22 protein-coding genes and 2 tRNA genes are annotated in these 23,339 nt (G+C 59.8%); 3 read left to right on the top strand and 21 right to left on the bottom strand.

What is annotated here, in order from left to right; translation table 11 throughout:
- Positions 1 to 13: 13 nt before the first annotated feature.
- From nusA to rlmE, 10 genes are all read right to left on the bottom strand, one after another.
- Complete coding sequence (nusA, locus tag ACODSJ_RS11420; protein ID WP_489101819.1) at positions 14 to 1,495, bottom strand: transcription termination factor NusA; 1,482 nt, start codon at positions 1,493 to 1,495, stop codon at positions 14 to 16.
- A gap of 59 nt (positions 1,496 to 1,554) precedes the next feature.
- Complete coding sequence (gene rimP, locus ACODSJ_RS11415) at positions 1,555 to 2,013, bottom strand: ribosome maturation factor RimP (protein ID WP_053153211.1); 459 nt, start codon at positions 2,011 to 2,013, stop codon at positions 1,555 to 1,557.
- A 140-nt stretch (positions 2,014 to 2,153) separates the two neighbouring features.
- Positions 2,154 to 2,230 (bottom strand) — tRNA-Met (locus ACODSJ_RS11410).
- 97 nt (positions 2,231 to 2,327) lie between these two features.
- Positions 2,328 to 2,413, bottom strand: a tRNA-Leu gene (locus ACODSJ_RS11405).
- Between the two features lie 22 nt (positions 2,414 to 2,435).
- Positions 2,436 to 2,819, bottom strand: a complete 384-nt coding sequence (gene secG, locus ACODSJ_RS11400) for a preprotein translocase subunit SecG (RefSeq protein ID WP_489101887.1) — start codon at positions 2,817 to 2,819, stop codon at positions 2,436 to 2,438.
- A gap of 4 nt (positions 2,820 to 2,823) precedes the next feature.
- On the bottom strand, positions 2,824 to 3,579 hold the full coding sequence (gene tpiA, locus ACODSJ_RS11395) for a triose-phosphate isomerase (RefSeq protein WP_489101818.1): 756 nt from the start codon (positions 3,577 to 3,579) through the stop codon (positions 2,824 to 2,826).
- Positions 3,580 to 3,645: 66 nt separating this feature from the next.
- Positions 3,646 to 4,983 (bottom strand): phosphoglucosamine mutase, encoded by a 1,338-nt coding sequence (glmM, locus tag ACODSJ_RS11390; RefSeq protein ID WP_489101817.1) that lies wholly within the window; start codon positions 4,981 to 4,983, stop codon positions 3,646 to 3,648.
- A gap of 16 nt (positions 4,984 to 4,999) precedes the next feature.
- Positions 5,000 to 5,851 carry a dihydropteroate synthase gene (folP, locus tag ACODSJ_RS11385; RefSeq protein WP_489101816.1) on the bottom strand — a complete coding sequence of 284 codons (852 nt, stop codon included), beginning with the start codon at positions 5,849 to 5,851 and terminating at the stop codon, positions 5,000 to 5,002.
- Positions 5,852 to 5,859: 8 nt separating this feature from the next.
- Positions 5,860 to 7,770 carry an ATP-dependent zinc metalloprotease FtsH gene (gene ftsH, locus ACODSJ_RS11380; protein ID WP_489101815.1) on the bottom strand — a complete coding sequence of 637 codons (1,911 nt, stop codon included), beginning with the start codon at positions 7,768 to 7,770 and terminating at the stop codon, positions 5,860 to 5,862.
- A gap of 192 nt (positions 7,771 to 7,962) precedes the next feature.
- Complete coding sequence (gene rlmE, locus ACODSJ_RS11375) at positions 7,963 to 8,613, bottom strand: 23S rRNA (uridine(2552)-2'-O)-methyltransferase RlmE (RefSeq protein ID WP_489101814.1); 651 nt, start codon at positions 8,611 to 8,613, stop codon at positions 7,963 to 7,965.
- A 106-nt stretch (positions 8,614 to 8,719) separates the two neighbouring features.
- Here rlmE and ACODSJ_RS11370 point away from each other — a divergent pair, with 106 nt between their 5' ends.
- A complete protein-coding gene (locus ACODSJ_RS11370) occupies positions 8,720 to 9,028 on the top strand; it encodes a YhbY family RNA-binding protein (protein WP_003197704.1) in 309 nt (102 codons plus the stop codon).
- Between the two features lie 10 nt (positions 9,029 to 9,038).
- On the opposite strand, the gene ACODSJ_RS11365 is transcribed toward ACODSJ_RS11370, so the two are convergent.
- The 8 genes from ACODSJ_RS11365 to grpE form a co-directional block, all read right to left on the bottom strand.
- The gene (locus ACODSJ_RS11365; RefSeq protein ID WP_489101813.1) at positions 9,039 to 9,443 is read right to left on the bottom strand and encodes an MFS transporter; all 405 of its coding nucleotides are present in this window, start codon (positions 9,441 to 9,443) and stop codon (positions 9,039 to 9,041) included.
- Positions 9,444 to 9,471: 28 nt separating this feature from the next.
- Entirely contained in the window at positions 9,472 to 9,948 is a 477-nt protein-coding gene (gene greA / locus ACODSJ_RS11360; protein WP_489101886.1) for a transcription elongation factor GreA, read from the bottom strand.
- A gap of 2 nt (positions 9,949 to 9,950) precedes the next feature.
- Positions 9,951 to 13,172, bottom strand: coding sequence for a carbamoyl-phosphate synthase large subunit (gene carB, locus ACODSJ_RS11355; protein ID WP_489101812.1), 3,222 nt, complete (start codon positions 13,170 to 13,172; stop codon positions 9,951 to 9,953).
- A gap of 105 nt (positions 13,173 to 13,277) precedes the next feature.
- Entirely contained in the window at positions 13,278 to 14,414 is a 1,137-nt protein-coding gene (gene carA, locus ACODSJ_RS11350; protein WP_489101811.1) for a glutamine-hydrolyzing carbamoyl-phosphate synthase small subunit, read from the bottom strand.
- A gap of 255 nt (positions 14,415 to 14,669) precedes the next feature.
- Positions 14,670 to 15,476, bottom strand: a complete 807-nt coding sequence (gene dapB, locus ACODSJ_RS11345) for a 4-hydroxy-tetrahydrodipicolinate reductase (RefSeq protein ID WP_489101810.1) — start codon at positions 15,474 to 15,476, stop codon at positions 14,670 to 14,672.
- Between the two features lie 9 nt (positions 15,477 to 15,485).
- Positions 15,486 to 16,610 (bottom strand): molecular chaperone DnaJ, encoded by a 1,125-nt coding sequence (dnaJ, locus tag ACODSJ_RS11340; RefSeq protein WP_489101809.1) that lies wholly within the window; start codon positions 16,608 to 16,610, stop codon positions 15,486 to 15,488.
- 321 nt (positions 16,611 to 16,931) lie between these two features.
- Complete coding sequence (gene dnaK, locus ACODSJ_RS11335; RefSeq protein ID WP_489101808.1) at positions 16,932 to 18,848, bottom strand: molecular chaperone DnaK; 1,917 nt, start codon at positions 18,846 to 18,848, stop codon at positions 16,932 to 16,934.
- A gap of 101 nt (positions 18,849 to 18,949) precedes the next feature.
- Positions 18,950 to 19,516: a nucleotide exchange factor GrpE gene (gene grpE / locus ACODSJ_RS11330; RefSeq protein WP_489101807.1), complete on the bottom strand. Its 567-nt coding sequence runs from the start codon at positions 19,514 to 19,516 to the stop codon at positions 18,950 to 18,952.
- 241 nt (positions 19,517 to 19,757) lie between these two features.
- Here grpE and recN point away from each other — a divergent pair, with 241 nt between their 5' ends.
- Positions 19,758 to 21,431 carry a DNA repair protein RecN gene (gene recN, locus ACODSJ_RS11325; RefSeq protein ID WP_489101806.1) on the top strand — a complete coding sequence of 558 codons (1,674 nt, stop codon included), beginning with the start codon at positions 19,758 to 19,760 and terminating at the stop codon, positions 21,429 to 21,431.
- Positions 21,432 to 21,503: 72 nt separating this feature from the next.
- On the opposite strand, the gene fur is transcribed toward recN, so the two are convergent.
- On the bottom strand, positions 21,504 to 21,908 hold the full coding sequence (gene fur, locus ACODSJ_RS11320; protein ID WP_024779961.1) for a ferric iron uptake transcriptional regulator: 405 nt from the start codon (positions 21,906 to 21,908) through the stop codon (positions 21,504 to 21,506).
- Between the two features lie 98 nt (positions 21,909 to 22,006).
- Here fur and ACODSJ_RS11315 point away from each other — a divergent pair, with 98 nt between their 5' ends.
- Positions 22,007 to 22,534 carry an outer membrane protein assembly factor BamE gene (locus tag ACODSJ_RS11315; protein WP_489101805.1) on the top strand — a complete coding sequence of 176 codons (528 nt, stop codon included), beginning with the start codon at positions 22,007 to 22,009 and terminating at the stop codon, positions 22,532 to 22,534.
- 60 nt (positions 22,535 to 22,594) lie between these two features.
- Here the strand turns inward: ACODSJ_RS11315 and ACODSJ_RS11310 are convergent, their stop codons facing one another.
- A complete protein-coding gene (locus ACODSJ_RS11310; RefSeq protein WP_489101804.1) occupies positions 22,595 to 22,897 on the bottom strand; it encodes an RnfH family protein in 303 nt (100 codons plus the stop codon).
- Positions 22,894 to 23,337, bottom strand: coding sequence for a type II toxin-antitoxin system RatA family toxin (locus tag ACODSJ_RS11305; RefSeq protein WP_489101803.1), 444 nt, complete (start codon positions 23,335 to 23,337; stop codon positions 22,894 to 22,896). The genes ACODSJ_RS11310 and ACODSJ_RS11305 overlap by 4 nt, the downstream gene beginning before the upstream one ends.
- Positions 23,338 to 23,339: the final 2 nt, after the last annotated feature.

Raw genomic sequence — 23,339 nt, 5'->3', positions numbered from 1 at the left:
AGGCCGCGCCTAATTACTCGAACCAGTGGGCTCGGGCGGCCATGATCAACTTGCCGGCACGCTCATCGTCAATGCCGTCGATGTCGAGCAGGTCGTCAATAGACTGCTCGGCCAGGTCTTCGCGGGTAATGACGCCGCGCACCGCCAGTTCCATCGCCAATTCCTTGTCCATGCCCTCAAGCGAGAGCAGGTCGTCGGCCGGATGGGCGTCTGCCAGCTTTTCCTCAGTAGCGATGGCCTTGGTCAACAAACGATCCTTGGCCCGAGCGCGAAGCTCGTTGACGATATCCTCGTCAAAGCCGTCGATGTTGAGCATCTCCTCCACCGGTACGTAGGCAATCTCTTCCAGGCTGGTAAAGCCTTCATCCACCAGCACCTGTGCCAGCTCTTCATCGACTTCAAGCTCTTCGATGAAGTTGCGCAGGATGTCGCCGGTTTCAGCTTGCTGCTTAGCCTGGATGTCCGATTCGGTCATCACGTTCAGGGTCCAACCTGTCAACTGGCTGGCCAGACGCACGTTCTGGCCTCCGCGACCGATGGCCTGAGCCAGATTGTCCGCGCCAACGGCGATGTCCATGGCGTGGGCATCTTCGTCAACGATAATTGCCGCCACTTCAGCAGGCGACATGGCATTGATCACGAACTGCGCCGGGTTGTCGTCCCACAGGACGATGTCCACGCGCTCGCCGCCCAACTCGCCGGAGACGGCCTGGACACGCGAACCACGCATGCCGATGCAGGCGCCTTGCGGGTCGATGCGCTTGTCCTTGGAGCGGACCGCGATCTTGGCACGCGAGCCCGGATCACGGGAGGCGGCCATGACTTCAATCAGGCCCTCGGCGATTTCCGGCACTTCGATGCGGAACAACTCGATCAGCATTTCCGGCGCGGTACGCGACAGGATCAACTGCGGGCCGCGGTTTTCAGTGCGGATCTCCTTGAGCAGCGCACGCAGTCGCACGCCCACCCGGAAAGTCTCGCGGGAAATGATGTCTTCACGTGCCAGCAACGCCTCGGCGTTGTTGCCCAGGTCAACGATCACATTGTCGCGGGTCACTTTTTTCACGGTGCCGGAGATGATTTCCCCCAGGCGCTCGCGATAGGCGTCAACGACTTGCGCGCGCTCGGCTTCGCGAACTTTCTGCACGATGACCTGCTTGGCAGTCTGCGCAGCGATACGACCGAATTCGATGGACTCGATTTTCTCTTCGACAACATCGCCGACCTTGGCGCCCGGATGCGTCTGGGCAACCTTGCTTGGCCAGGTCTCGATGGCCGGATCGTCCAGGTCAGCCTCCTCGACCACTGTCCAACGACGGAAAGTCTCATAAGCCCCCGTGTGGCGATTGATCTCCACACGCAAGTCAACTTCGTCTTCAAATCGCTTCTTGGTAGCAGTGGCCAGGGCCAGCTCCAGCGCTTCAAAAATAACGTGAGCCGGTACGCCCTTTTCATTGGATACCGACTCAACAACCAGCAGTACTTCTTTGCTCATCGTACGCCTCGCCTTTCGCAAGCCATTGGATCCGCGGGATCCGCAGTATCTGGCACGTATCAGTCAAAACTGGGAATAATGTTGGCCTTGTCGATCATATCGATCGGCAACAGGAACTCATGGTCATCTACCTGCACCACGACGTCCTGCTCTTCTACACCGCGCAGAAGGCCTTGAAAGTTGCGTCGTCCTTCGAAAGGAGAACGCAGCTTGATCTTCACTTGTTCACCGGCAAACGAAGCAAACTGTTCAAGCGTGAACAGTGGGCGTTCCATGCCAGGCGAGGAAACTTCAAGGGTGTATTCGGTGCTGATTGGATCTTCAACATCCAGTACACCGCTGATCTGACGGCTGACGATGGCGCAATCGTCCACCAACACGCCGCCTTCCTTATCGATATAAACGCGCAACAATGAGTGGCGACCTTGAGCCGAAAACTCAATACCCCAGCATTCATAGCCCAGGGCCACGACCACCGGGGCCAACAAGGCCTGCAACTGTTCTAGCTTGCTCGACACCTGAACCCCCTCGTGCATGTTTGTGCATGCTGTGCAAATAAAAAAAAATGGGCGAATCGCCCATCCCTGAAACGCCGCCTGAACAGCGGCGTTGTAAAGTGTCCAGCTAACAAAAAGCCCCTTGGAAGGGGCCCTGAAACTGGTTGCGGGAGCCGGATTTGAACCGACGACCTTCGGGTTATGAGCCCGACGAGCTACCAGGCTGCTCCATCCCGCGACAAAGCTGGGGCGGAAGTATACGACCGATCCCTTATAGGGTCAATGTAACCCTTCCACCTACAAGAAAGCCCGCAATCGCGGGCTTTCCTGATAATTGGTACCGAGAAGGGGACTCGAACCCCTACACCCTATGGGCACAACCACCTCAAGGTTGCGTGTCTACCAATTCCACCACCTCGGCAAATACAGCGTTTGAAACCTTCTTACTTCTGCTCTTGAGCTGGAGGTACGTCAGTCGCCGGGTTGGCCGACTTTTGCTCTTGAAGCACCGGGACATCATCAGAAGCCGGTTGTTGCTTTGGCGCCTCCATAACGGCTGGGTTTGGCAAACCTACTTGAGTCAGCTCGTGAGCCTTCTCTTTAGCAAAGTAACCTAACCCCAAGCTGGTCATGAAGAAACCGGCGGCAAGTATAGCAGTAAACTTACTAAGAAAGGTAGAGGAACCTTGGCTTCCGAACACAGTATTTGAAGCACCTGCACCGAAAGACGCGCCAGCATCCGCACCTTTACCCTGCTGAAGCAATACGAGAGCAACTACACCCAATGCACCCAGCAGATGAAAAACGACTACGACTGTTTCCAGCATTTTCTCAGTTTCCCGCGGCGCGACAAATCGCACCGAATTCATCTGCATTCAGGGACGCTCCACCAATGAGCCCCCCATCGATATCCGGCATGCCGAACAGCTCAGCCGCATTGGCCGCCTTCACGCTGCCGCCGTATAGAAGCCGCACACCTCGTGCCACTTCAGAATTCTCTGCCGCCAACTGCGCCCGGATGGCTGCATGCACATCCTGCGCCTGTTGCGGCGAAGCAGTCAGCCCGGTGCCAATGGCCCAGACCGGCTCATAAGCAATGACGGCCTTGGCAAAAGCACCGACACCCAGGTCTTCGATGATGCTGCCCAGCTGACGCCCGACAACCTCAAGGGTCTTGCCGGCTTCGCGCTGCTCGAGGGTTTCCCCTACGCACAACACCGGGATCAGACCGCAAGCCTGAGCCGCAGCGAACTTGCGGATCAAGGTCTTGTCCTGCTCGCCCATGATCAGGCGACGCTCGGAGTGTCCAACCAGGACCAGGGAACAACCTGCATCCACCAACTGACTCGGAGCAATCTCACCCGTCAATGCACCCTGCATCGGCTCCATCGCGGAATTCTGCGCGCCGACCGAAATCGACTTGCCTCTCAAGCCATCAATCACTTGATTGATATACAAGCAAGGCGGGAATACCGCGACATCAACACCGCTTGGCAAGGCCAAATGACGAAGGCCATTGATCAGCTCAGCGACGCTGGCGCGGGTACCGTGCATCTTCCAGTTACCAGCTACCATAGGGCGACGCATGCTGTACCTCGTCGGTCAAAGTGGGCGCAGATCTTACCCAACCGTTCCATGGCTGGCAAGCCGAATTCAGGCAGAAACTTCAGTAACCAGTTTTGCCAGCTCTTCGGCATAGCCGCGAACCAGTGTTTCGTCCTCGCCTTCGACCATTACACGCACCAGAGGCTCTGTTCCGGACTTGCGCAACAGCACGCGACCACGACCCGCCATCGCCTGGGTCACACGCTCGCTAGCCGCCTTGACCTTGGCATGCTCGATCGGGCTCGCCCCGCCACCGAAACGCACGTTGATCAGTACCTGAGGGCATTTGCGCAATGCCTGGCGCGACTGCGCCAGCCCTTCGTTGCGCGCTTTGAGCGCCATCAGCACTTGCAAGGCAGCAATGATGGCGTCACCGGTGGTGGTGTGGTCGAAGCACACGATGTGCCCGGAGTTTTCACCGCCGATCACCCAATTGCGCTCCAGCAACTCCGAGATCACGTAGCGGTCACCCACGTTGGCTCGCACAAAGGGAATATCCAGATCCGCCAACGCCAGCTCGAGCCCGAGGTTGCTCATCAGCGTACCGACGACACCGCCCTGCAACTTGCCGCGACCGTGCAGGTCGCGAGCAATGATGAACAACAATTCGTCACCGTCGACGACCGTACCGGTGTGATCGACCATCAGGACCCGGTCACCGTCACCATCGAAGGCAATCCCCAGGTCAGCCTGCTCGGCGAGCACGGCAGCCTGCAGCGCCTCGGTATGGGTGGAACCGCAGTTGTGGTTGATGTTCAGGCCGTTGGGCTGGGCGGAAAGCACCACGACCTCCGCCCCCAGCTCGCGAAACACACTCGGCGCGACCTTGTAGGTTGCACCATGGGCGCAGTCGACGACGATCTTCAGGCCGGAAAAGCTGGTGCCGGTCGGCACGCTGCCTTTGCAGAACTCAATGTAGCGACCCGATGCGTCGTTGATCCGCGACACTTTGCCGATCTTGCTCGATTCCACCACCGTCATTGGCGTATCCAGCAGCTCTTCGATCATCAGCTCGATTTCATCAGGCAGCTTGGTGCCCTGGCCGGAGAAGAACTTGATGCCGTTGTCATCGTGAGGGTTGTGCGAGGCACTGATCACGATGCCCGCCTGCCCCTGGAAGGTACGCGTCAGGTACGCAATGGCCGGTGTCGGCATCGGTCCCAACAGCATTACGTCGGCACCCGCCGACGTCAGGCCCGCTTCAAGGGCCGATTCGAACATGTAGCCGGAAATGCGGGTGTCCTTGCCGACCAGCACCTTGCAGGCGCCCATCTTGCGGAACGCCATGCCGGCGGCCCAGCCGAGCTTGAGCATGAAATCAGGGGTAATGGGGTATTCGCCGACCCGACCACGGATACCGTCGGTGCCAAAGTATTTTTTGCTCATAAGTGCTCCGTCATTCTTATTCGGCTGATTCCACAGCAGCGATCATCCGCACAACATCCATCGTTTCGGCCACATCGTGCACACGCAAGATGCGCGCACCCTTTGTAATGGCCAGGGCCGCGAGCGCGAGACCGCCATACAGGCGCTCCCCTACCGGTCGCCCCAAGGCATTGCCTATCATGCTCTTACGCGAAACCCCTACCAGCAAGGGGCGTCCGAGGGCATGCAACGCCTCCATGTGCTTGAACAGGCTGAGGTTGTGAGCCAACGTCTTGGCAAAGCCGAATCCGGGGTCAAGAATAATCCGCTCGCCAGCGATACCCGCTGCGGCGCACTGGGCCAGACGCTCCACCAGGAACTCGCCAACCTCCCGGGTGACATCGTGATACTGGGGAGCATCCTGCATGTTCCCAGGCTCACCCAGCATATGCATCAGGCACACCGGCAACCCTGTAGCCGCCGCGGCGTCGAGTGCGCCATCGCGCTGCAGGGAACGAACATCGTTGATCAGCCCCGCCCCCAGGCGTGCACTTTCGCGCATGACCGCCGGAGTGGAGGTATCGACCGAGATAATTACATCCAGCTCGCGATGTATGCGCTCGACAATCGGCGCCACGCGCTCCAACTCCTCGGTGGGCGACACTGCCCGCGCACCGGGCCGGGTCGATTCGCCACCGACATCGATCAGCGTCGCCCCAGCAGCCACCATTGCCTCGGCATGCCGCAATGCCGCATCGAGCTGGCTGAAGCGCCCACCGTCGGAAAAGGAGTCGGGAGTGACATTGAGGATGCCCATGACATGCGTATGGGCCAAATCAAGAACCCGGTTGCCGCAAGGCAACCGGGTCGAGGACTGAACAGAAGTCATTTCAAGCCTTATACGTCAGCCGCCGGACCACCGATCGGTGTCTCCGGACGCTCACCTTGTACGGCCGGCGGCGTTCCCGAAGTACCGGTGCCACCTGTCCAGTCACGAGGCTCACGAGGCGGACGCCCCGCCATGATGTCGTCGATCTGCTCGGCATCGATGGTCTCGTACTTCATCAGCGCGTCGGCCATGGCGTCAAGCTTGTCACGATTGTCGGTGAGGATCTGCTTGGCCGTGCCATAGCACTGGTCAATGATACTGCGCACTTCGGAATCGATCAGCTTGGCGGTATCACCGGAGAAGCTGGCATGCTGACCACCGCCACCACGCCCCAGGAACACCTCGGTGTCTTCTTCGGCATACATCAGAGGCCCCAACTTTTCGGACAAGCCCCATTTAGTCACCATGTTCCGCGCGATCTGACTCGCCCGCATGATGTCATTGGATGCCCCCGTGGTCACACCATCGAACCCGAGGGTCATTTCCTCAGCGATACGACCACCGTACAGCGAGCAGATCTGGCTGATCAACGCACGCTTGGACAGGCTGTAGCGATCCTCTTCCGGCAGGAACATGGTCACCCCAAGGGCACGGCCACGCGGAATGATCGACACCTTGTAGACAGGATCATGCTCAGGCACCACGCGACCGACGATGGCGTGACCCGCCTCATGGTACGCAGTGTTCTGCTTTTCCTTTTCCGACATGACCATGGATTTGCGCTCGGCGCCCATCATGATCTTGTCCTTGGCCAGTTCGAACTCCTTCATCTCCACGACACGCTTGCCGGAACGGGCGGCGAACAGCGACGCTTCGTTTACCAGGTTGGCCAGGTCGGCACCGGAGAACCCCGGTGTACCACGCGCAATGACTGCTGCGGCGACATCGTCCCCCATCGGCACCTTGCGCATATGGACCTTGAGGATCTGCTCGCGACCGCGAATGTCCGGCAAGCCGACCACGACCTGACGGTCGAAACGACCTGGACGCAACAGCGCAGGGTCAAGCACGTCCGGGCGGTTGGTCGCGGCAATCACGATGATGCCGTCGTTCATTTCGAAACCGTCCATCTCGACCAGCAACTGGTTGAGGGTTTGCTCACGCTCATCGTGACCACCGCCCATGCCAGCGCCACGATGGCGGCCGACAGCGTCGATTTCGTCGATGAAGATAATGCACGGCGCGTGCTTCTTGGCTTGTTCGAACATGTCACGAACACGGCTGGCACCCACGCCGACGAACATCTCGACGAAGTCGGAACCGGAAATCGTGAAGAACGGCACCTTGGCTTCGCCGGCAATCGCCTTGGCCAGCAAGGTCTTACCGGTACCCGGTGGGCCGACCATCAGCACGCCACGCGGGATACGACCACCCAGGCGCTGGAACTTGCCCGGATCGCGGAGGAACTCGACCAGCTCGCCCACTTCTTCCTTGGCTTCGTCGCAACCGGCCACATCGGCCAGCGTCGTCTTGACCTGGTCTTCGGAGAGCAGCCGGGCCTTGCTCTTGCCAAAACTCATCGGCCCGCCCTTGCCACCGCCACCACCCTGCATCTGGCGCATGAAGAACATGAACACCGCGATGATCACCAGGATCGGGAAACTGGCGACCAGGAGCTGGGTCCAGATGCTTTGCTGCTCGGGTTGCTTGCCTTCGACCACGACATGGTTGTCCACCAGGTCGCCAATCAGGCCGTTGTCCTGGATTGCCGGACGAATGGTCTTGAAGTTGTCACCATCGGTGCGCTTGCCGGTAATCACATAGCCATCAACGGCTACGCGCTCGACCTTGCCATCCTTGACCTGCTGGATGAAGTCGGAATAGTTGAGGGTCTGCGGCTCGTTAGGGCTGGAGAAGTTGTTCATCACGGTCACAAGGACAGCGGCGATGATCAACCACAGGATCAGATTCTTTGCCATGTCGTTCAATTAACTACCCTCTGAAGCAAGCTCCGCTACTGGCGCGCGCTTCGCATGATATTCACCGGCCTAACTTACTACATTACGTACGGCTCTGGCAGGCGCCGTCTGTAACCCAATGTGAAACTGTGACCGCATGATTTTCGTCCCGCGGCTTTTGCAATGCGATACAAAAAAAACTATCGCAACCCCTCAAAGACGCTCATCACTTGCAGCGCCTTCAGCCCCGCGAAAGCCTCTCGCCAGCAGATACTGTTCGCGAGAGCGATCACGAGACGACAACGGCTTGCGCATCTGCACCTTATCGAACAATTTGCGCATGCCCTTGTGGTACTCGTCGAAGCCTTCGCCCTGGAAGACCTTGATCAGGAAATCCCCGCCCGGACGCAACACCCGCCCGGCCAGATCCAGGGCCAGCTCGCTGAGGAACATCGCACGAGGCATGTCGACAGCGGGTAATCCACTCATATTGGGGGCCATATCGGAAATCACAAGGTCAACCTGCGTATTTCCGACGGCTTCCAGGATTTTTGCCAGCACGGCGTCTTCCGTGAAGTCGCCCTGGATGAAGGTCACATCGGGGATGCTGTCCATTTCCAGGATGTCGGACGCGATCAATCGCCCCTGCCCGCCAATCAGACGGCTGGCCACCTGTGACCACCCTCCCGGCGCTGCGCCGAGGTCGATGACCGTCATGCCCGGGCGGATCAGGCGATCCTTTTCTTGCAGCTCCAGCAATTTATAGCTGGCACGCGAGCGATAGCCATCCTTTTGCGCCATTTTGACGTACGGATCGTTGAAATGCTCTCTCAGCCAGTTCTGGCTAGTCTTGGAACGGGCCACAGGCCACCTCTAAAATAAAAACGGATCGTGATTAAGTGGGCGGTCCCGGACTCGCTCGGGTAAACTGGCCGCCGCTTTTTACAAGATCAGACGCAGGGGTCAGATTATGCCGCTCACTCAAGAGCAGAAGAAACAATACAAATCCATTGGCCACCACCTGAAACCGGTTCTGACAGTGGCTGACAACGGTCTGACTGAAGGTGTACTGGCCGAGCTGGAACGCGCCCTGAGCGATCACGAGCTGATCAAGATCAAGCTCAACATCCTCGATCGCGAAGCTCGCCTGGCTGCCGTGGCAGAACTGTGCAAGACCGGCAAGGCGGACCTGGTGCAAGTCATCGGCAAGATGGCGCTGATTTATCGCAAGAACTTCAGCGTCAACAAGCAACTGTCGAACGTCCACCGCTTCAAGTAATGCCAAAGGGTCAAGGGTGTGCCTCGCACACCCTGCCGCTCCATCCGGGCACCGGCTGCAACACCAGCACCAAGCCGGAAAAACCCAGCACCAGGTAACTGAAGGCCAGCCACTGGCCTGCGTCCGGCCAGCCAAGCTGCACGACAAGATACATCCCGCACGCATACAACGACATGACCAGCAATTGCCCGCGGATGTCGTGCCATAGACTGACCAGGCCCTCGGCCTGAATCAGCACCAAAGCCTGGAACATCACGCACACCGCCGAAAAACCGACCAGCAGCGCCGTCAGCATGCCGTCGATTTCATCGATCAGCAGCGGCGCCAGGCCGACTCGCCCCAGCACCGGCAGCAAACCGATGTGCAACAGCCAGACACCGCCCACCCACAACATCTGGGCAAGCTGCCAGATCATGGCGCCCGCACGCAGCGGACGCCTTCGTTCAGACGTGACGGACTTCGACAATCTCATACTCGATGACACCACCGGGCGTCTTTACCGCGACCACATCACCCTCTTCCTTGGCAATCAAGGCGCGGGCGATAGGCGAGCCGACGGAAATCTTTCCGAGCTTGATGTCCGCCTCATCCTCACCAACGATCTGGTAAGTGACGCTTTCATCCGTCTCGACGTTGGCGATTTCCACTGTGGTGCCGAAAATGACCTTGCCAGTGTGGGGAATCGTCGTGACATCGATGACCACCGCATTCTGCATGCGGCCTTCGATGTCGCGAATACGCGCCTCGACCATGCCCTGCTCCTCGCGGGCGGCATGGTATTCGGCGTTTTCCTTGAGGTCACCCAGCTCACGGGCCTCACCGATCGCCTGGCTCAAGCGCGGACGCTCGACCTTGGTCAGGTGAGCGTGTTCTTCTTCCAGGGCGCGAGCTCCCTGAACAGTCATCGGGTACTTGGTTATGCTCATGCCTTCAATCCTGCATGTAGATCCTGCAAGCGACGCACGGTCTTCTCCGGACCGAACTTGAGCGCTTCGCAGATCGCTTCGCCAGCAGCAATGGTCGTGGTGCAATAGATCTTGTGCTGCAGCGCATTGCGACGAATGGAGTAGGAGTCAGCGATCGACTGGCGACCTTCGGTGGTGTTGATGATCAGCGTGACTTCGTCGTTCTTGATCATGTCGACCACGTGCGGACGCCCTTCGGTCACCTTGTTCACGCGGCGCACTTTCAGGCCTGCGGCCTCGATCAGCCTGGCAGTACCGGCAGTGGCAACCACTTCGAAGCCCAAGTTGATCAGATCACGGGCCACGCCTGCAACCAACGGCTTGTCGTCATCACGCACGCTGATGAACGCCGTACCGCCCGTTGGCAGGACTTCGCTGGCGCCCATCTGGGCCTTGGCGAACGCTTCGCCGAAGGTATCGCCCACGCCCATCACTTCACCGGTGGATTTCATTTCCGGGCCGAGGATCGGGTCAACGCCAGGGAACTTGGCGAACGGGAAGACCGCCTCTTTCACGCTGTAGAAGTTCGGGATGATTTCCTTGGTGAAACCCAGCTCGGCAAGGGTCTTGCCGGCCATGACACGGGCCGCGATCATCGCCAGGGAAACACCGATGCACTTGGAGACGAACGGCACGGTCCGGGAAGCGCGCGGGTTGACTTCGATGACGTAGATGTCTTCGCCCTGGAGCGCCAACTGCACGTTCATCAGGCCGACAACGCCCAGTTCCAGGGCCATTTTCTTGACCTGCTCGCGCATCTCGTCCTGGATGTGGCCCGGCAGCGAGTAAGGCGGCAGCGAGCAAGCGGAGTCACCGGAGTGAACGCCCGCCTGCTCGATGTGCTGCATGATCGCGCCGATCACGACGTCCTTGCCGTCGCAGACCGCGTCCACGTCCATCTCGATGGCGCAGTTGAGGAAGTGGTCCAGCAGCACCGGGCTGTCGTTGGACACCTGGACCGCCTCGCGCAGGTAGCGCTTGAGCTCGTCTTCCTTGTAAACGATTTCCATCGCACGGCCGCCCAGTACATAGGACGGACGCACCACCAGCGGGTAGCCGATCCCGGCCGCAGCGCGCACCGCTTCGTCTTCGCTACGCACAGTGGCGTTCGGCGGCTGGCGCAGGTTCAGGCGTTCGACCATCTGCTGGAAGCGCTCACGGTCTTCGGCGCGGTCGATCGCATCCGGGCTGGTACCGATGATCGGCACGCCGGCGGCTTCAAGGGCGCGCGCCAGTTTCAGCGGGGTCTGGCCGCCGTATTGGACGATCACGCCTTTTGGCTTCTCGACGCGAACGATTTCCAGCACGTCTTCCAGGGTCACTGGTTCGAAGTACAGGCGATCGGAGGTGTCGTAGTCGGTCGATACGGTTTCCGGGTTGCAGTTGACCATGATGGTCTCGTACCCGTCGTCGCGCAGCGCCAGTGCGGCGTGTACGCAGCAGTAGTCGAACTCGATGCCCTGGCCGATCCGGTTAGGGCCGCCGCCCAGGATCATGATCTTGTCGCGGGTCGATGGCGCGGCTTCGCACTCTTCTTCGTACGTGGAGTACAGGTAGGCAGTGTCGGTGGCGAACTCGGCCGCGCAGGTATCGACACGCTTGTAGACCGGGAACACTTCCAGCTTGTGACGGTGAGCGCGCAGGCTCTTCTCGGTCACACCCATCAACTTGGCCAGGCGCTGGTCGGAGAACCCCTTGCGCTTGAGGCGGAACATCGTGTCACGGTCAATGCTGGACATGCCCAGGGTCTTGACCCTCTCTTCTTCCTTGATCAGGTCTTCGATCTGCACCAGGAACCAAGGGTCGATCATGTTCATGCCGAAGATCTGCTCGACGGTCATGCCGGCACGGAAGGCGTCAGCCACGTACCAGATGCGCTCGGCGCCTGGGACGGTCAGTTCGCGCTTGAGCACGCTCATGCTTTCCGGGTCGTTCAGGTCCAGCTTCGGATCCAGGCCACACACGCCCACTTCCAGGCCGCGAAGGGCCTTTTGCAGCGATTCCTGGAAAGTCCGGCCGATGGCCATGACTTCACCGACCGACTTCATCTGGGTAGTCAGGCGAGCGTCAGCCTTGGCGAATTTCTCGAAGGCAAAACGTGGCAGCTTGGTGACAACGTAGTCGATGGACGGTTCGAAGGACGCCGGGGTCTTGCCGCCTGTGATGTCGTTCGACAGTTCGTCCAGGGTGTAGCCCACGGCCAGCTTGGCAGCGACCTTGGCAATCGGGAAGCCGGTGGCCTTGGAGGCCAGCGCCGACGAACGGGATACCCGCGGGTTCATCTCGATGACCACCATGCGACCGGTGTCCGGGCAGATGCCGAACTGGACGTTGGAGCCGCCGGTTTCCACGCCGATCTCGCGCAGTACCGCCAGGGAGGCGTTACGCAGGATCTGGTATTCCTTGTCGGTCAGGGTCTGGGCCGGCGCGACGGTGATCGAGTCGCCGGTGTGCACGCCCATCGGGTCGAAGTTCTCGATGGAGCAGACGATGATGCAGTTGTCCTTTTTGTCGCGGACAACTTCCATTTCGTACTCTTTCCAGCCGATCAGGGATTCGTCGATCAGCAGTTCCTTGGTCGGCGACAAGTCCAGGCCACGGGCGCAGATTTCTTCGAACTCTTCACGGTTGTAGGCGATGCCACCACCGGTGCCGCCCATGGTGAAGGACGGACGGATGATGCATGGGAAGCCGAGGCGCTCCAGCACCGCGTTGGCCTCTTCCATGCTATGGGCGATACCCGAGCGCGGGCATTCCAGGCCGATGGCTTTCATCGCCTTGTCGAAACGCGAGCGATCTTCGGCCTTGTCGATGGTGTCGGCATTGGCGCCGATCATTTCCACGCCGAATTTTTCCAGGACGCCTTCGCGCTCCAGGTCAAGGGCGCAGTTGAGCGCGGTCTGGCCACCCATGGTCGGCAACAGCGCGTCCGGACGCTCTTTCTCGATGATCTTGGCAACGGTCTGCCACTTGATCGGCTCGATGTAGGTGGCGTCGGCCATGGCCGGGTCAGTCATGATGGTGGCTGGGTTGGAGTTCACCAGGATGACGCGGTAGCCCTCTTCGCGCAGGGCTTTGCAGGCCTGGGCGCCGGAGTAGTCGAATTCGCAGGCCTGGCCGATCACGATCGGGCCAGCGCCGAGAATCAGGATGCTTTTTATGTCTGTACGTTTTGGCATGGGTTTGTCACTCAAATCCGCAGGTCAGTCGGCTAGGCCGTCGAACAATCTTTGAAGCGCCCGCGGGGGCCGCCGCGTACGGGGCCGCCCTCGGGCTGCACGCGGTCAGCGTCGCTTGGCCATCTCGTTGATGAAACGATCGAACAGCGGAGCCACGTCATTCGGGCCCGGGCTCGCTTCAGGGTGGCCCTGGAAGCTGAATGCGCTCTTGTCGGTACGCTCGATGCCTTGCAGCGTGCCGTCGAACAGCGATTTGTGGATCGCACGCACGTTGGCCGGCAGGGTGGCTTCGTCCACCGCGAAGCCGTGGTTCTGGCTGGTGATCATCACCACGCCGGTATCCAGGTCCTGCACCGGGTGGTTGGCACCGTGGTGACCGTGCCCCATTTTCAGGGTCTTGGCACCCGAGGCCAGGGCCAGCAGCTGGTGACCGAGGCAGATACCGAAGACCGGGATCTCGGTTTCCAGCACGTCCTTGATCGCCTGGATGGCATAGTCGCAAGGCTCCGGGTCACCCGGGCCGTTGGACAGGAACACACCGTCAGGCTTGAGGGCCAGGACATCGGCAGCCGGGGTCTGGGCCGGCACCACGGTCACGCGGCAACCACGCTCGACCAGCATGCGCAAGATGTTCAGCTTGACGCCGTAGTCGTAGGCAACCACGTGGTACGGCAGCTCGGAAGCCTCGATCGTCGCGTGCGCGTCGGTTTTCAGGTCCCAGACGGTGGAGCGCCATTCGTACTGTTTCTTGGTGCTGACGACTTTCGCCAGGTCCATACCCTTGAGACCCGGGAAGCCCTGGGCCGCCGCGATGGCCGCGGCTTCGGAGATGTTGTCACCGGCCATGATGCAGCCGTTCTGCGCGCCTTTTTCCCGAAGGATGCGGGTCAGGCGGCGGGTATCGATACCGGCGATCGCCACGACATTGTTGGCTTTCAGGTAATCGGACAAGGACATCGTGTTGCGCCAGTTGCTCGCCACCAGAGGCAGGTCGCGGATGACCAGGCCGGCGGACCAGACACGGTCAGACTCGGCGTCTTCCGGCGTGGTGCCGGTGTTGCCGATGTGTGGGTAAGTCAGGGTAACGATTTGCTGGGCGTAGGAAGGATCGGTAAGAATTTCCTGATAGCCGGTCATTGCGGTGTTAAACACCACCTCACCAACGGTCTGACCGTCGGCTCCAATGGCTTCGCCGCGAAAAATGCTGCCATCAGCAAGGGCGAGTATGGCTGGCTTAGTCAAGAAGACCTCCCGTAAATAAAGCCTGAAAGGGCGATCGCAGGTTGTAAAAAAGCGGAGTGACGTATGGACACGTCACCCCGCTTGTTCACTGAATTATTCTGCGCGCTTTTAGTGGACACACTAAAGCTGTAGCTTACAGAAAAAGGCTTTTTTGGTCCACCGCTAATGAGCCTTAAAGGCAGGAGAATGCGACAGGCCGTCGCGAAGCGGTGTAAAACGGGGCGCAGTATAACCTGAACCCCGCGTTCAATGACATCAACGCAGGTCGAGAACGTCCTGCATATCGTACAAACCAGGCTCACGCCCCTCCAGCCACAGTGCGGCACGTACCGCGCCCTTGGCGAAGGTCATCCGGCTGGACGCCTTGTGGGTGATCTCCAGGCGCTCGCCTTCAGTGGCGAACAGTACGGTGTGATCGCCCACCACGTCACCACCGCGCACGGTGGCAAAACCGATAGTGTCTCGCTCGCGAGCACCGGTGTGCCCCTCGCGCCCAAAAACGGCCACTTGCCGCAGATCGCGACCTAACGTATCGGCAATCACTTCGCCCATGCGCAAGGCCGTGCCCGACGGCGCGTCGATCTTGTGCCGGTGATGCGCCTCGATGATTTCGATATCCGCGTCATCGCCCAAGACCCGCGCCGTCATCTCCAGCAACTTCAGCGACAGGTTCACACCCACGCTGAAATTCGCCGCGAACACGATCGCAATATCCTTGCCCGCCTCGGCCAACAGTTGTTTCTGCGCCGTATCCAGCCCCGTGGTGCCGATGACCATGGCCTTGCCGTGCTTACGGCAAATGGCGAGGTTTTTCAGCATCACTTCCGGCAGGGTGAAGTCGATCAGCACGTCGAACTCGTCGAGCACTTTTTCCAGGCCACCGGACATCGGCACCCCGATGCGCCCCAGCGAAGCCAACTCGCCGGCATCGGCACCGACCAGCGTGCTGTCAGGCCGAACGATGGCAGCCGTCAGCCCGGAGAGCGGCGAGCGCAGCTGCACCGCCTCGACCAGCGCCTTGCCCATGCGCCCAGCAGCGCCCATCACAGCTATACGTCGCATGAGAACTCCTTACAGGTCGCCGAAGAAGCGCTTCACGCCTTCGAACCAACCGGTGGTTTTCGGGGAATGGCTGTTGTCACCTTCCAGCGAGCTGCGGAACTCTTCCAGCAACTCACGCTGACGCCGGCTCAGGTTGACCGGCGTCTCCACCGCAACACGGCACATCAGGTCGCCCGCACCACCGCCACGCACTGGCGCAACGCCTTTGCCACGAATCCGGAACTGCTTGCCGGTTTGCGTACCCTCAGGGATCTTCAGCTTGACGCGACCGTCGAGGGTCGGAATCTCAAGCTCGCCACCCAAGGCCGCATCGACGAAGCTGATCGGCACTTCGCAGAACAGATGCTTGCCATCTCGCTGGAAAATCGCGTGCTCGCGCACGTTGATGACCACGTACAGGTCGCCCGTCGGACCGCCCTGGGCGCCCGCCTCGCCTTCGCCCGACAGACGAATGCGATCACCGGTATCGACACCGGCCGGCACCTTGACCGACAGCGTCTTGTACTCTTCGACACGTCCTTCGCCGTGGCAGGAGTCGCACGGATCGGAAATGATCTTGCCCTGGCCATGGCAACGCGGGCAGGTCTGCTGCACCGAGAAGAAACCTTGCTGCATGCGAACCTGACCAATACCGCCGCAGGTTGGGCAGGTCACGGGCGAGGAACCCTTCTTGGCGCCCGAGCCGTCACACGGTTTGCAATTGACCAGTGTCGGGACACGGATATTGACCGTGGTGCCGCGCACCGCTTCTTCCAGGTTCAGCTCCAGCGTGTAGCGCAGGTCACTGCCACGCTGCGCGCCGCCACGGGAACCGCCACGACCGCCGCCAAAGAAATCGCTGAACACGTCACCGAAAATATCGGAGAAGTTCTGACCCCCAAAACCGGCGCCACCGCCACCCATGCTCGGGTCGACCCCGGCATGACCGTACTGGTCGTAGGCGGCACGCTTGCTGGAATCGGACAGTACTTCGTAGGCCTCGTTGGCCTCCTTGAACATTTCTTCCGACGCTTTATCGCCGGGATTACGGTCCGGGTGATGCTTCATTGCCAGGCGACGATAGGCCTTCTTCAGCTCTGCCTCGCTGGCCCCGCGCTCAACACCCAATACTTCGTAAAAGTCACGCTTTGCCATTAGTCTTTGCACTCTAATAGGACGTCCGGCAAACCTCTCCTGAGCCTCGCCAAACTCGTTGAGCCCTATACAGGCCCGGACCCAACTCACCCGATTCAACGATCCTGGTCTTCGATTTTTCAGCCAGAGACCCGGCCAAAACGCGGCGCCTGTCATTCGGGAAGCAGGAGCATTCCCGATCACGCCGCCCAGCATCCGAGCACTGTCGCATGCTGTAAAAATTCATTGGTTCCAGACACGCCAACGCGGGAGCAAGCTCCCGCGCGGCGACATCCTACCAGTCACCGCACAAATGCAGTCAACCGGCCGACCAACAAGCGATTACTTGTGGTCTTTGACTTCTTCGAACTCGGCATCGACGACGTCGTCGGCTTTTTCGGCCGACTCGCCTTGCTCTGCCGCGCCTTCAGCAGGCTTGGCCTGTTCGGCGTACATCTTCTGAGCCACTGGCGCGGAGACCTTGGACAACTCTTCGATCTTCGCCTCGATGGCCGCCTTGTCGTCGCCTTTGACGGCAGCTTCCAGGGCAACCACGGCCGCTTCGATGGCGGTTTTCTCTTCCGCAGTCACTTTATCGCCAGCATCAGCGATCATCTTGCGAGTCGAGTGCACCAAGGCATCGCCCTGGTTGCGAGCGCTAGCCAGTTCTTCGAACTTGCGATCTTCCTCGGCGTTCACTTCAGCATCGCGAACCATCTGCTGAATTTCTTCCTCGGACAGGCCGGAGTTGGCCTTGATCACGATCGACTGGGTCTTGCCAGTGGCCTTGTCTTTCGCGCCGACGTGCAGGATGCCGTTGGCGTCGATGTCGAAGGTCACTTCGATTTGTGGCACGCCACGTGGCGCTGGTGGAATCTCGGCCAAGTCGAACTTGCCCAGGGATTTGTTCTGGGCAGCTTGCTTGCGCTCGCCTTGCAGCACGTGGATGGTCACGGCGCCCTGGTTGTCATCGGCCGTCGAGAACACTTGGGATTTCTTGGTAGGAATCGTGGTGTTTTTCTCGATCAGCGCGGTCATCACGCCACCCATGGTTTCGATACCCAGGGTCAGCGGGCTGACGTCGAGCAGCAGAACGTCCTTCACGTCACCGGCCAGAACGGCACCCTGGATGGCAGCACCCATGGCGACGGCTTCGTCCGGGTTCACGTCCTTGCGTGCTTCCTTGCCGAAGAAATCGGTGACCAGCTTCTGCACCAATGGCATACGGGTCTGACCGCCGACCAGGATCACGTCGTTGATCGAACCCACGTCGATACCGGCGTCTTTCATGGCGATGCGGCAAGGTTCGATGGTGCGCTGAACCAGGTCTTCCACCAGCGCTTCGAGCTTGGCGCGGGAGATCTTCACGTTCAGGTGCTTAGGACCGGTGGCGTCTGCGGTGATGTACGGCAGGTTCACGTCGGTCGACTGGCTCGAGGACAGTTCGATCTTGGCTTTTTCAGCGGCTTCTTTCAGGCGCTGCATGGCCAGCGGGTCACCCTTGAGGTTCATGCCGCTTTCTTTCTTGAACTCGTCGACGAGGTAGTCGATCAGGCGGATGTCAAAGTCTTCACCACCGAGGAAGGTGTCACCGTTGGTGGCCAACACTTCGAACTGGTGCTCGCCATCGACTTCAGCGATCTCGATCACGGACACGTCGAAGGTACCGCCACCCAGGTCGTAGACGATCACGGTGTGGTCGCCCTTGGCCTTGTCCATACCGTAGGCCAGAGCGGCTGCGGTCGGTTCGTTGATGATGCGCTTGACGTCCAGGCCCGCGATACGGCCGGCGTCCTTGGTCGCCTGGCGCTGGCTGTCGTTGAAGTACGCAGGAACGGTGATGACCGCTTCAGTCACTGCTTCGCCGAGGTAGTCTTCGGCGGTTTTCTTCATTTTCTTCAGGATTTCAGCCGAGATCTGTGGCGGTGCCATTTTCTGGCCGTTCACTTCAACCCAGGCGTCGCCGTTGTCAGCCTTGGCGATCTTGTAAGGCACCATCTTGATGTCTTTCTGTACGACTTCTTCGTCGAACTTGCGACCGATCAGACGCTTCACCGCGTACAGGGTGTTATGCGGATTGGTCACTGCCTGACGCTTGGCCGACTGGCCAACCAGAATCTCGCCATCGTTGGCATACGCGATGATCGACGGCGTGGTGCGCGCGCCTTCAGCGTTTTCAATCACTTTGGCCTTGCCGTTTTCCAGCACGGAGACGCACGAGTTAGTGGTCCCCAGGTCGATACCGATAATCTTGCCCATGTTAACTCTCCCGGAACTTGGATTTTGTTGCCGCAGCAGTGGTGGCTAACTGCGGTAGCACTTAAACGCTTGACTTATAAATGGGGCCGCTGCGACCGATTTCAAGCCTGCTCATCAATAGAAGGCGAAACCGGTGCGGGCGTCTTGCTGACCACGACCATGGCCGGGCGCAACAGACGACCATTGAGCAGGTAACCCTTCTGGAAAACCTTCAGGACACTGTTTGGCTCGACGTCGGTGCTTTCCTGCATCGCCATGGCCTGGTGATGCTCGGCGTTGAACGGTTCACCGTGTGGGTCCAGGGTTTCAAGCTGATAACGCTTGAGGGTGTCCTGGAACATCTTCAGGGTCAGTTCGATGCCTTCACGCATCGGACGGATGTTTTCGTCGTCCGGGCTGGAGAGCTCCAGGCCACGCTCCAGGCTGTCGATGATCGGCAGCAGGTCGCCGGCGAAACGCTCCAGGGCGAATTTGTGAGCCTTTTCCACATCCTGCTCGGCGCGACGGCGGACGTTCTGCAGGTCGGCTGCTACACGCAACGCCTGATCCTGCGCACCGGCCAGTTGCTCTTCGAGCACTTGTACACGTGCCGCCAGGTCTTCACCCGAATCCTGGGGAGCCTGGTTGGTGTCTAGATTTTGCGTATCCTGCGTCTGTTCGTCAGCCATAGATTTCTCCTCTCAACTTCGTCCGCGAGCTCGACTCGCGCTTCTGCCCCGGTATATGGGGCCGGGTTTTTCGGCTTCAAGGGCTACCTGACGAATTAACCTTACAAAAAACAGCTGCATAACCATTCCTCCCAGTGCTAAGAAATTCATCCGCCCAAGCAAATAGAGCTAAGCCCGGGCATTGTCAGGCCGAAACAAAACACTGTATAAATAACCAGACCTAAAGCCTGGGAGCGGCCTTATGCTGGTGCACCTGTCCGTACATAACTACGCCATCGTCGAACACCTCGACCTCGAACTCGATCGGGGCATGAGCGTAATCACCGGTGAAACCGGCGCGGGCAAGTCGATCATGCTCGACGCCCTGGGCCTGACCCTGGGCGATCGCGCCGACAGTGGCGTGGTCCGCCCGGGCGCCGACAAGGCCGATATCCTGGCGACCTTCGACCTGGTCGATATCCCCGAAGCCAGTGCCTGGCTGGCAGAGCGGGACCTGGACACCGATGGCCTGTGCATCCTGCGCCGGGTCATCACCGCCGAAGGCCGCTCACGGGGCTACATCAACGGCGCGCCGTGCCCTTTGGGAGACCTCAAGGCCCTGGGCGAACTGCTGATCGATATCCACAGCCAGCACGAACACCAATCCCTGCTCAAGACCGACACCCATCGCCGCCTGCTCGACGAATACGCCGCCGCCACGGACCTGGCCCGCCAGGTCCAACTGGCCGCCCAGCGCTGGCGCCAGACTCGACAGGAACTCGATCGGCTCTCCAACTCCGGCGACGAGCAACGTGCCCGCCATCAGTTGCTCAGCTATCAGCTCGAAGAACTGGAAAACCTCGCCCTGGGCGAACATGAACTCGAAGAGCTGGAACAGGAACACAAGAACCTGACCAACGCCGAAACCCTGCTGGGCATCTGCCGCCAAGTGGTCGAACAGTGCAGCGAGAGCGATTCGGGCAACGTGCTCAATGCCCTGACGGCGAGCCTGAATCGACTCTCCAGCGTGAACAATTCGGTGGGCGCCCTGAGCGAAGCGACCAACCTGCTGACCAGCGCGCAGATCCAGGTCGAGGAAGCCGTCGGCGAGCTGAACCGGTTTCTCGATCATTTCGATGCCGATCCGGCACGCCTGCAATACCTGGAAGAGCGCCTGGACACTATCTATACGCTGGCTCGCAAACACCGCGTCCAGCCCACCGACATCGTCGAGCTCCAGCAACGCCTGCTGGAAGAGCTGGAAACCCTTAACGCCAACGACGAATCCATCGAGCGCCTGGGAGACGAGCTGGCCTCCTATGCCCGCCACTACCAGCAAAAGGCCAACGAACTCAGCGAACTGCGCCGCCAAGCGGCCACCGGCCTGGCCAGCGCCGTGGAACAGGAAATCCAGCGCCTGGGCATGCCCGGCGGCCGCTTCACCATCGAACTGCGCCCCAATGCCGGCGACGACCTGCAACCCCATGGCCTGGAACAGGTGGAACTGCTGGTCAGCGCCAACCCAGGACAGCCGCTCAAGGCACTGGCGAAAGTCGCTTCCGGCGGCGAGCTGTCGCGCATCAGCCTGGCCATCCAGGTCATTACCGCGCAAACCTCACGGGTGCCGACCCTGGTGTTCGACGAAGTGGACGTGGGCATTGGCGGGCCAACCGCGGAGATCGTCGGCCAGTTGCTCCGTCGACTGGGGGAACGCGGTCAGGTGTTGACCGTTACCCACTTGCCCCAGGTTGCCGCCCAGGGTCACCAGCATTTATTTGTCCACAAGGTGCGAGGCGAGGACGCCACCCGCACCGCCGTGTCCAAGCTCAACAAGAACGAGCGGGTGGAAGAGGTTGCACGCATGCTGGGCGGGATCGACCTCACCAAGGAGTCCTTGGCCCATGCGAAGAAAATGGTCGTGGCGGCCAAGAGCTGAAACAACCAGGCAAAAATAAGGCGACCTGAGGGTCGCCTTATTTCATTGAGCCTTTAATGCATACGCAGGCGCTTACTTGCGCTTGCGCACATGCAACACGAGATGGTGATCGATCAGCTCGAAGCCATACTCCTCTGCAATTGCCTTTTGCAGCTTTTCGATTTCAGGACTGATGAATTCGATAACCTCACGGGTTTCCACGTCCACCATGTGGTCATGGTGCTCCCCGTCAGCCAATTCAAAGACCGCATGACCGCCATCGAAATTGTGACGAGCCACGAGACCTGCTGCCTCGAATTGAGTCAGGACGCGGTAAACCGTGGCCAGACCAACGTCCTCACCTGCTTCCATAAGCGCTTTGTAGACGTCTTCGGCGCTCATGTGGCGTTGCTCGGCAGAGTCGAGCATTTGTAGAATCTTGACCCGTGGCAGGGTCACCTTGAGGCCGGCTTTGCGTAGTTCGCTATTTTCAACCATGGTCAGCTTTCTCGCGATGCTGCTTCGCAGCTTCTCTTAATGCGGGTATGATCGGCGTTTACTGTTGTCCCAGCCAAGATAGTGGAAGTCGCCCACCGATGCAAAACACCAAGCTCTTGCTAACCAGTTTCACCTTCGTGGGACTGCTCGCACTCGCCGGTTGTTCATTCCCCGGGGTTTACAAAATCGACATCCAGCAGGGCAATGTCGTCACGCAGGACATGATAGACCAGTTGCGCCCGGGAATGACCCGTCGGCAAGTACGGTTTATCATGGGTAACCCCCTGTTGTCTGACACATTCCATGCCGATCGCTGGGATTACCTGTACAGCCTGCAGGCTGGCGGCGGTGAACGCCAGCAGGAACGCATCAGCGTGATCTTCAACCCCAACGACCAGCTCGTCAGCCTGTCGGGTGACTTCATGCCCGGCGTGAGCCGCGACGAAGCCATCATGGGCAAGGACAGCGGCACCACCGTCACCGAACCCGCCCAGAACGGCCAGCAGCCAAAACCGGAAAAACCGGCCAAGCCAGGTTCGTTGCTGGACCAGATCCAGAAGGACGTGGACAAGGTCGAGACCGTACCTGTCCCGACTCCAGAACCGCTGGACACTTCACCGCAATAAGTCGACACATGAAAAAACCCGGCATGCCGGGTTTTTTATTGCCTGCGGTTCAGCACCAGATCACGAGTCCGCTTGGCGCGCCTGGGCGGCCTTGGCGGCGCGCAGGCGACGAATTTCCTTCGGGTCGGCCAACAATGGTCGATAGATCTCAAGCCGATCAGCCGCCTGCACCTGGCGCTGGTCCGGATCGCTCACCACCTTGCCGAAAATCCCCACCGGGCAAGTGGCCAGATCCAGCTCTGGAAACTCGGCGGCGATGCCGGATGCCAGCAGCGCGGCGCGAACGCAGGTGCCTTCTGCCACCGAGAATGCGCGCAGGTACTGGCGCTCAGCGCCGGCGTACACCACTTCTATCTCGATCACCGCTTGAGCTCGGCATTCTGCTTGGCGCGCTGGCAAAACGCGTCGACCAGGGTATTGGCAGCCTGATTGAACAACGGCCCCAGCGTCGCCCGCACCAGTGGGCCGGCGTAGTCGAACGACAAGTCCAGGCTGATCTTGCAGGCCTTCTCGCCCAGCGGCTTGAACACCCAGACACCGTGAAGCTGATTGAAAGGCCCCTCTTCCAGGTTCATCTCGATGGACTGCCCCGGCACTAGGGTATTGCGCGTGACGAAATGCTGGCTCAACCCGCCCTTGGCGACGTTGAGCCTGGCGCGCATCTGGGTGTCCGAACTCTCGAGCACTTCAGCCGAAGAACACCAGGGCAAGAACTCGGGATAACTCGCCACATCGTTGACCAGGTCGTACAGCGCTTGCGCCGGGTAAGGCAACAGAGCCGAGCGTTGAATATGAGTCGTCATGT

Source organism: Pseudomonas sp. FG6 (genome assembly GCF_057809015.1).
Note: the sequence above shows the minus strand (reverse complement) of the source record. Positions and strands in the feature narration are given on the sequence as shown.

Bases quoted from the DNA above. Each gene is read 5' to 3' on its own strand.
- nusA (WP_489101819.1), bottom strand. From the start codon at position 1,495: ATGAGCAAAGAAGTACTGCTGGTTGTTGAGTCGGTATCCAATGAAAAG.
- secG (WP_489101887.1), bottom strand. From the start codon at position 2,819: ATGCTGGAAACAGTCGTAGTCGTTTTTCATCTGCTGGGTGCATTGGGT.
- tpiA (WP_489101818.1), bottom strand. From the start codon at position 3,579: ATGCGTCGCCCTATGGTAGCTGGTAACTGGAAGATGCACGGTACCCGC.
- glmM (WP_489101817.1), bottom strand. From the start codon at position 4,983: ATGAGCAAAAAATACTTTGGCACCGACGGTATCCGTGGTCGGGTCGGC.
- folP (WP_489101816.1), bottom strand. From the start codon at position 5,851: ATGACTTCTGTTCAGTCCTCGACCCGGTTGCCTTGCGGCAACCGGGTT.
- ftsH (WP_489101815.1), bottom strand. From the start codon at position 7,770: ATGGCAAAGAATCTGATCCTGTGGTTGATCATCGCCGCTGTCCTTGTG.
- ACODSJ_RS11370 (WP_003197704.1), top strand. From the start codon at position 8,720: ATGCCGCTCACTCAAGAGCAGAAGAAACAATACAAATCCATTGGCCAC.
- ACODSJ_RS11365 (WP_489101813.1), bottom strand. From the start codon at position 9,443: ATGATCTGGCAGCTTGCCCAGATGTTGTGGGTGGGCGGTGTCTGGCTG.
- carB (WP_489101812.1), bottom strand. From the start codon at position 13,172: ATGCCAAAACGTACAGACATAAAAAGCATCCTGATTCTCGGCGCTGGC.
- dapB (WP_489101810.1), bottom strand. From the start codon at position 15,476: ATGCGACGTATAGCTGTGATGGGCGCTGCTGGGCGCATGGGCAAGGCG.
- dnaJ (WP_489101809.1), bottom strand. From the start codon at position 16,610: ATGGCAAAGCGTGACTTTTACGAAGTATTGGGTGTTGAGCGCGGGGCC.
- dnaK (WP_489101808.1), bottom strand. From the start codon at position 18,848: ATGGGCAAGATTATCGGTATCGACCTGGGGACCACTAACTCGTGCGTC.
- grpE (WP_489101807.1), bottom strand. From the start codon at position 19,516: ATGGCTGACGAACAGACGCAGGATACGCAAAATCTAGACACCAACCAG.
- recN (WP_489101806.1), top strand. From the start codon at position 19,758: ATGCTGGTGCACCTGTCCGTACATAACTACGCCATCGTCGAACACCTC.
- fur (WP_024779961.1), bottom strand. From the start codon at position 21,908: ATGGTTGAAAATAGCGAACTACGCAAAGCCGGCCTCAAGGTGACCCTG.
- ACODSJ_RS11315 (WP_489101805.1), top strand. From the start codon at position 22,007: ATGCAAAACACCAAGCTCTTGCTAACCAGTTTCACCTTCGTGGGACTG.
- ACODSJ_RS11305 (WP_489101803.1), bottom strand. From the start codon at position 23,337: ATGACGACTCATATTCAACGCTCGGCTCTGTTGCCTTACCCGGCGCAA.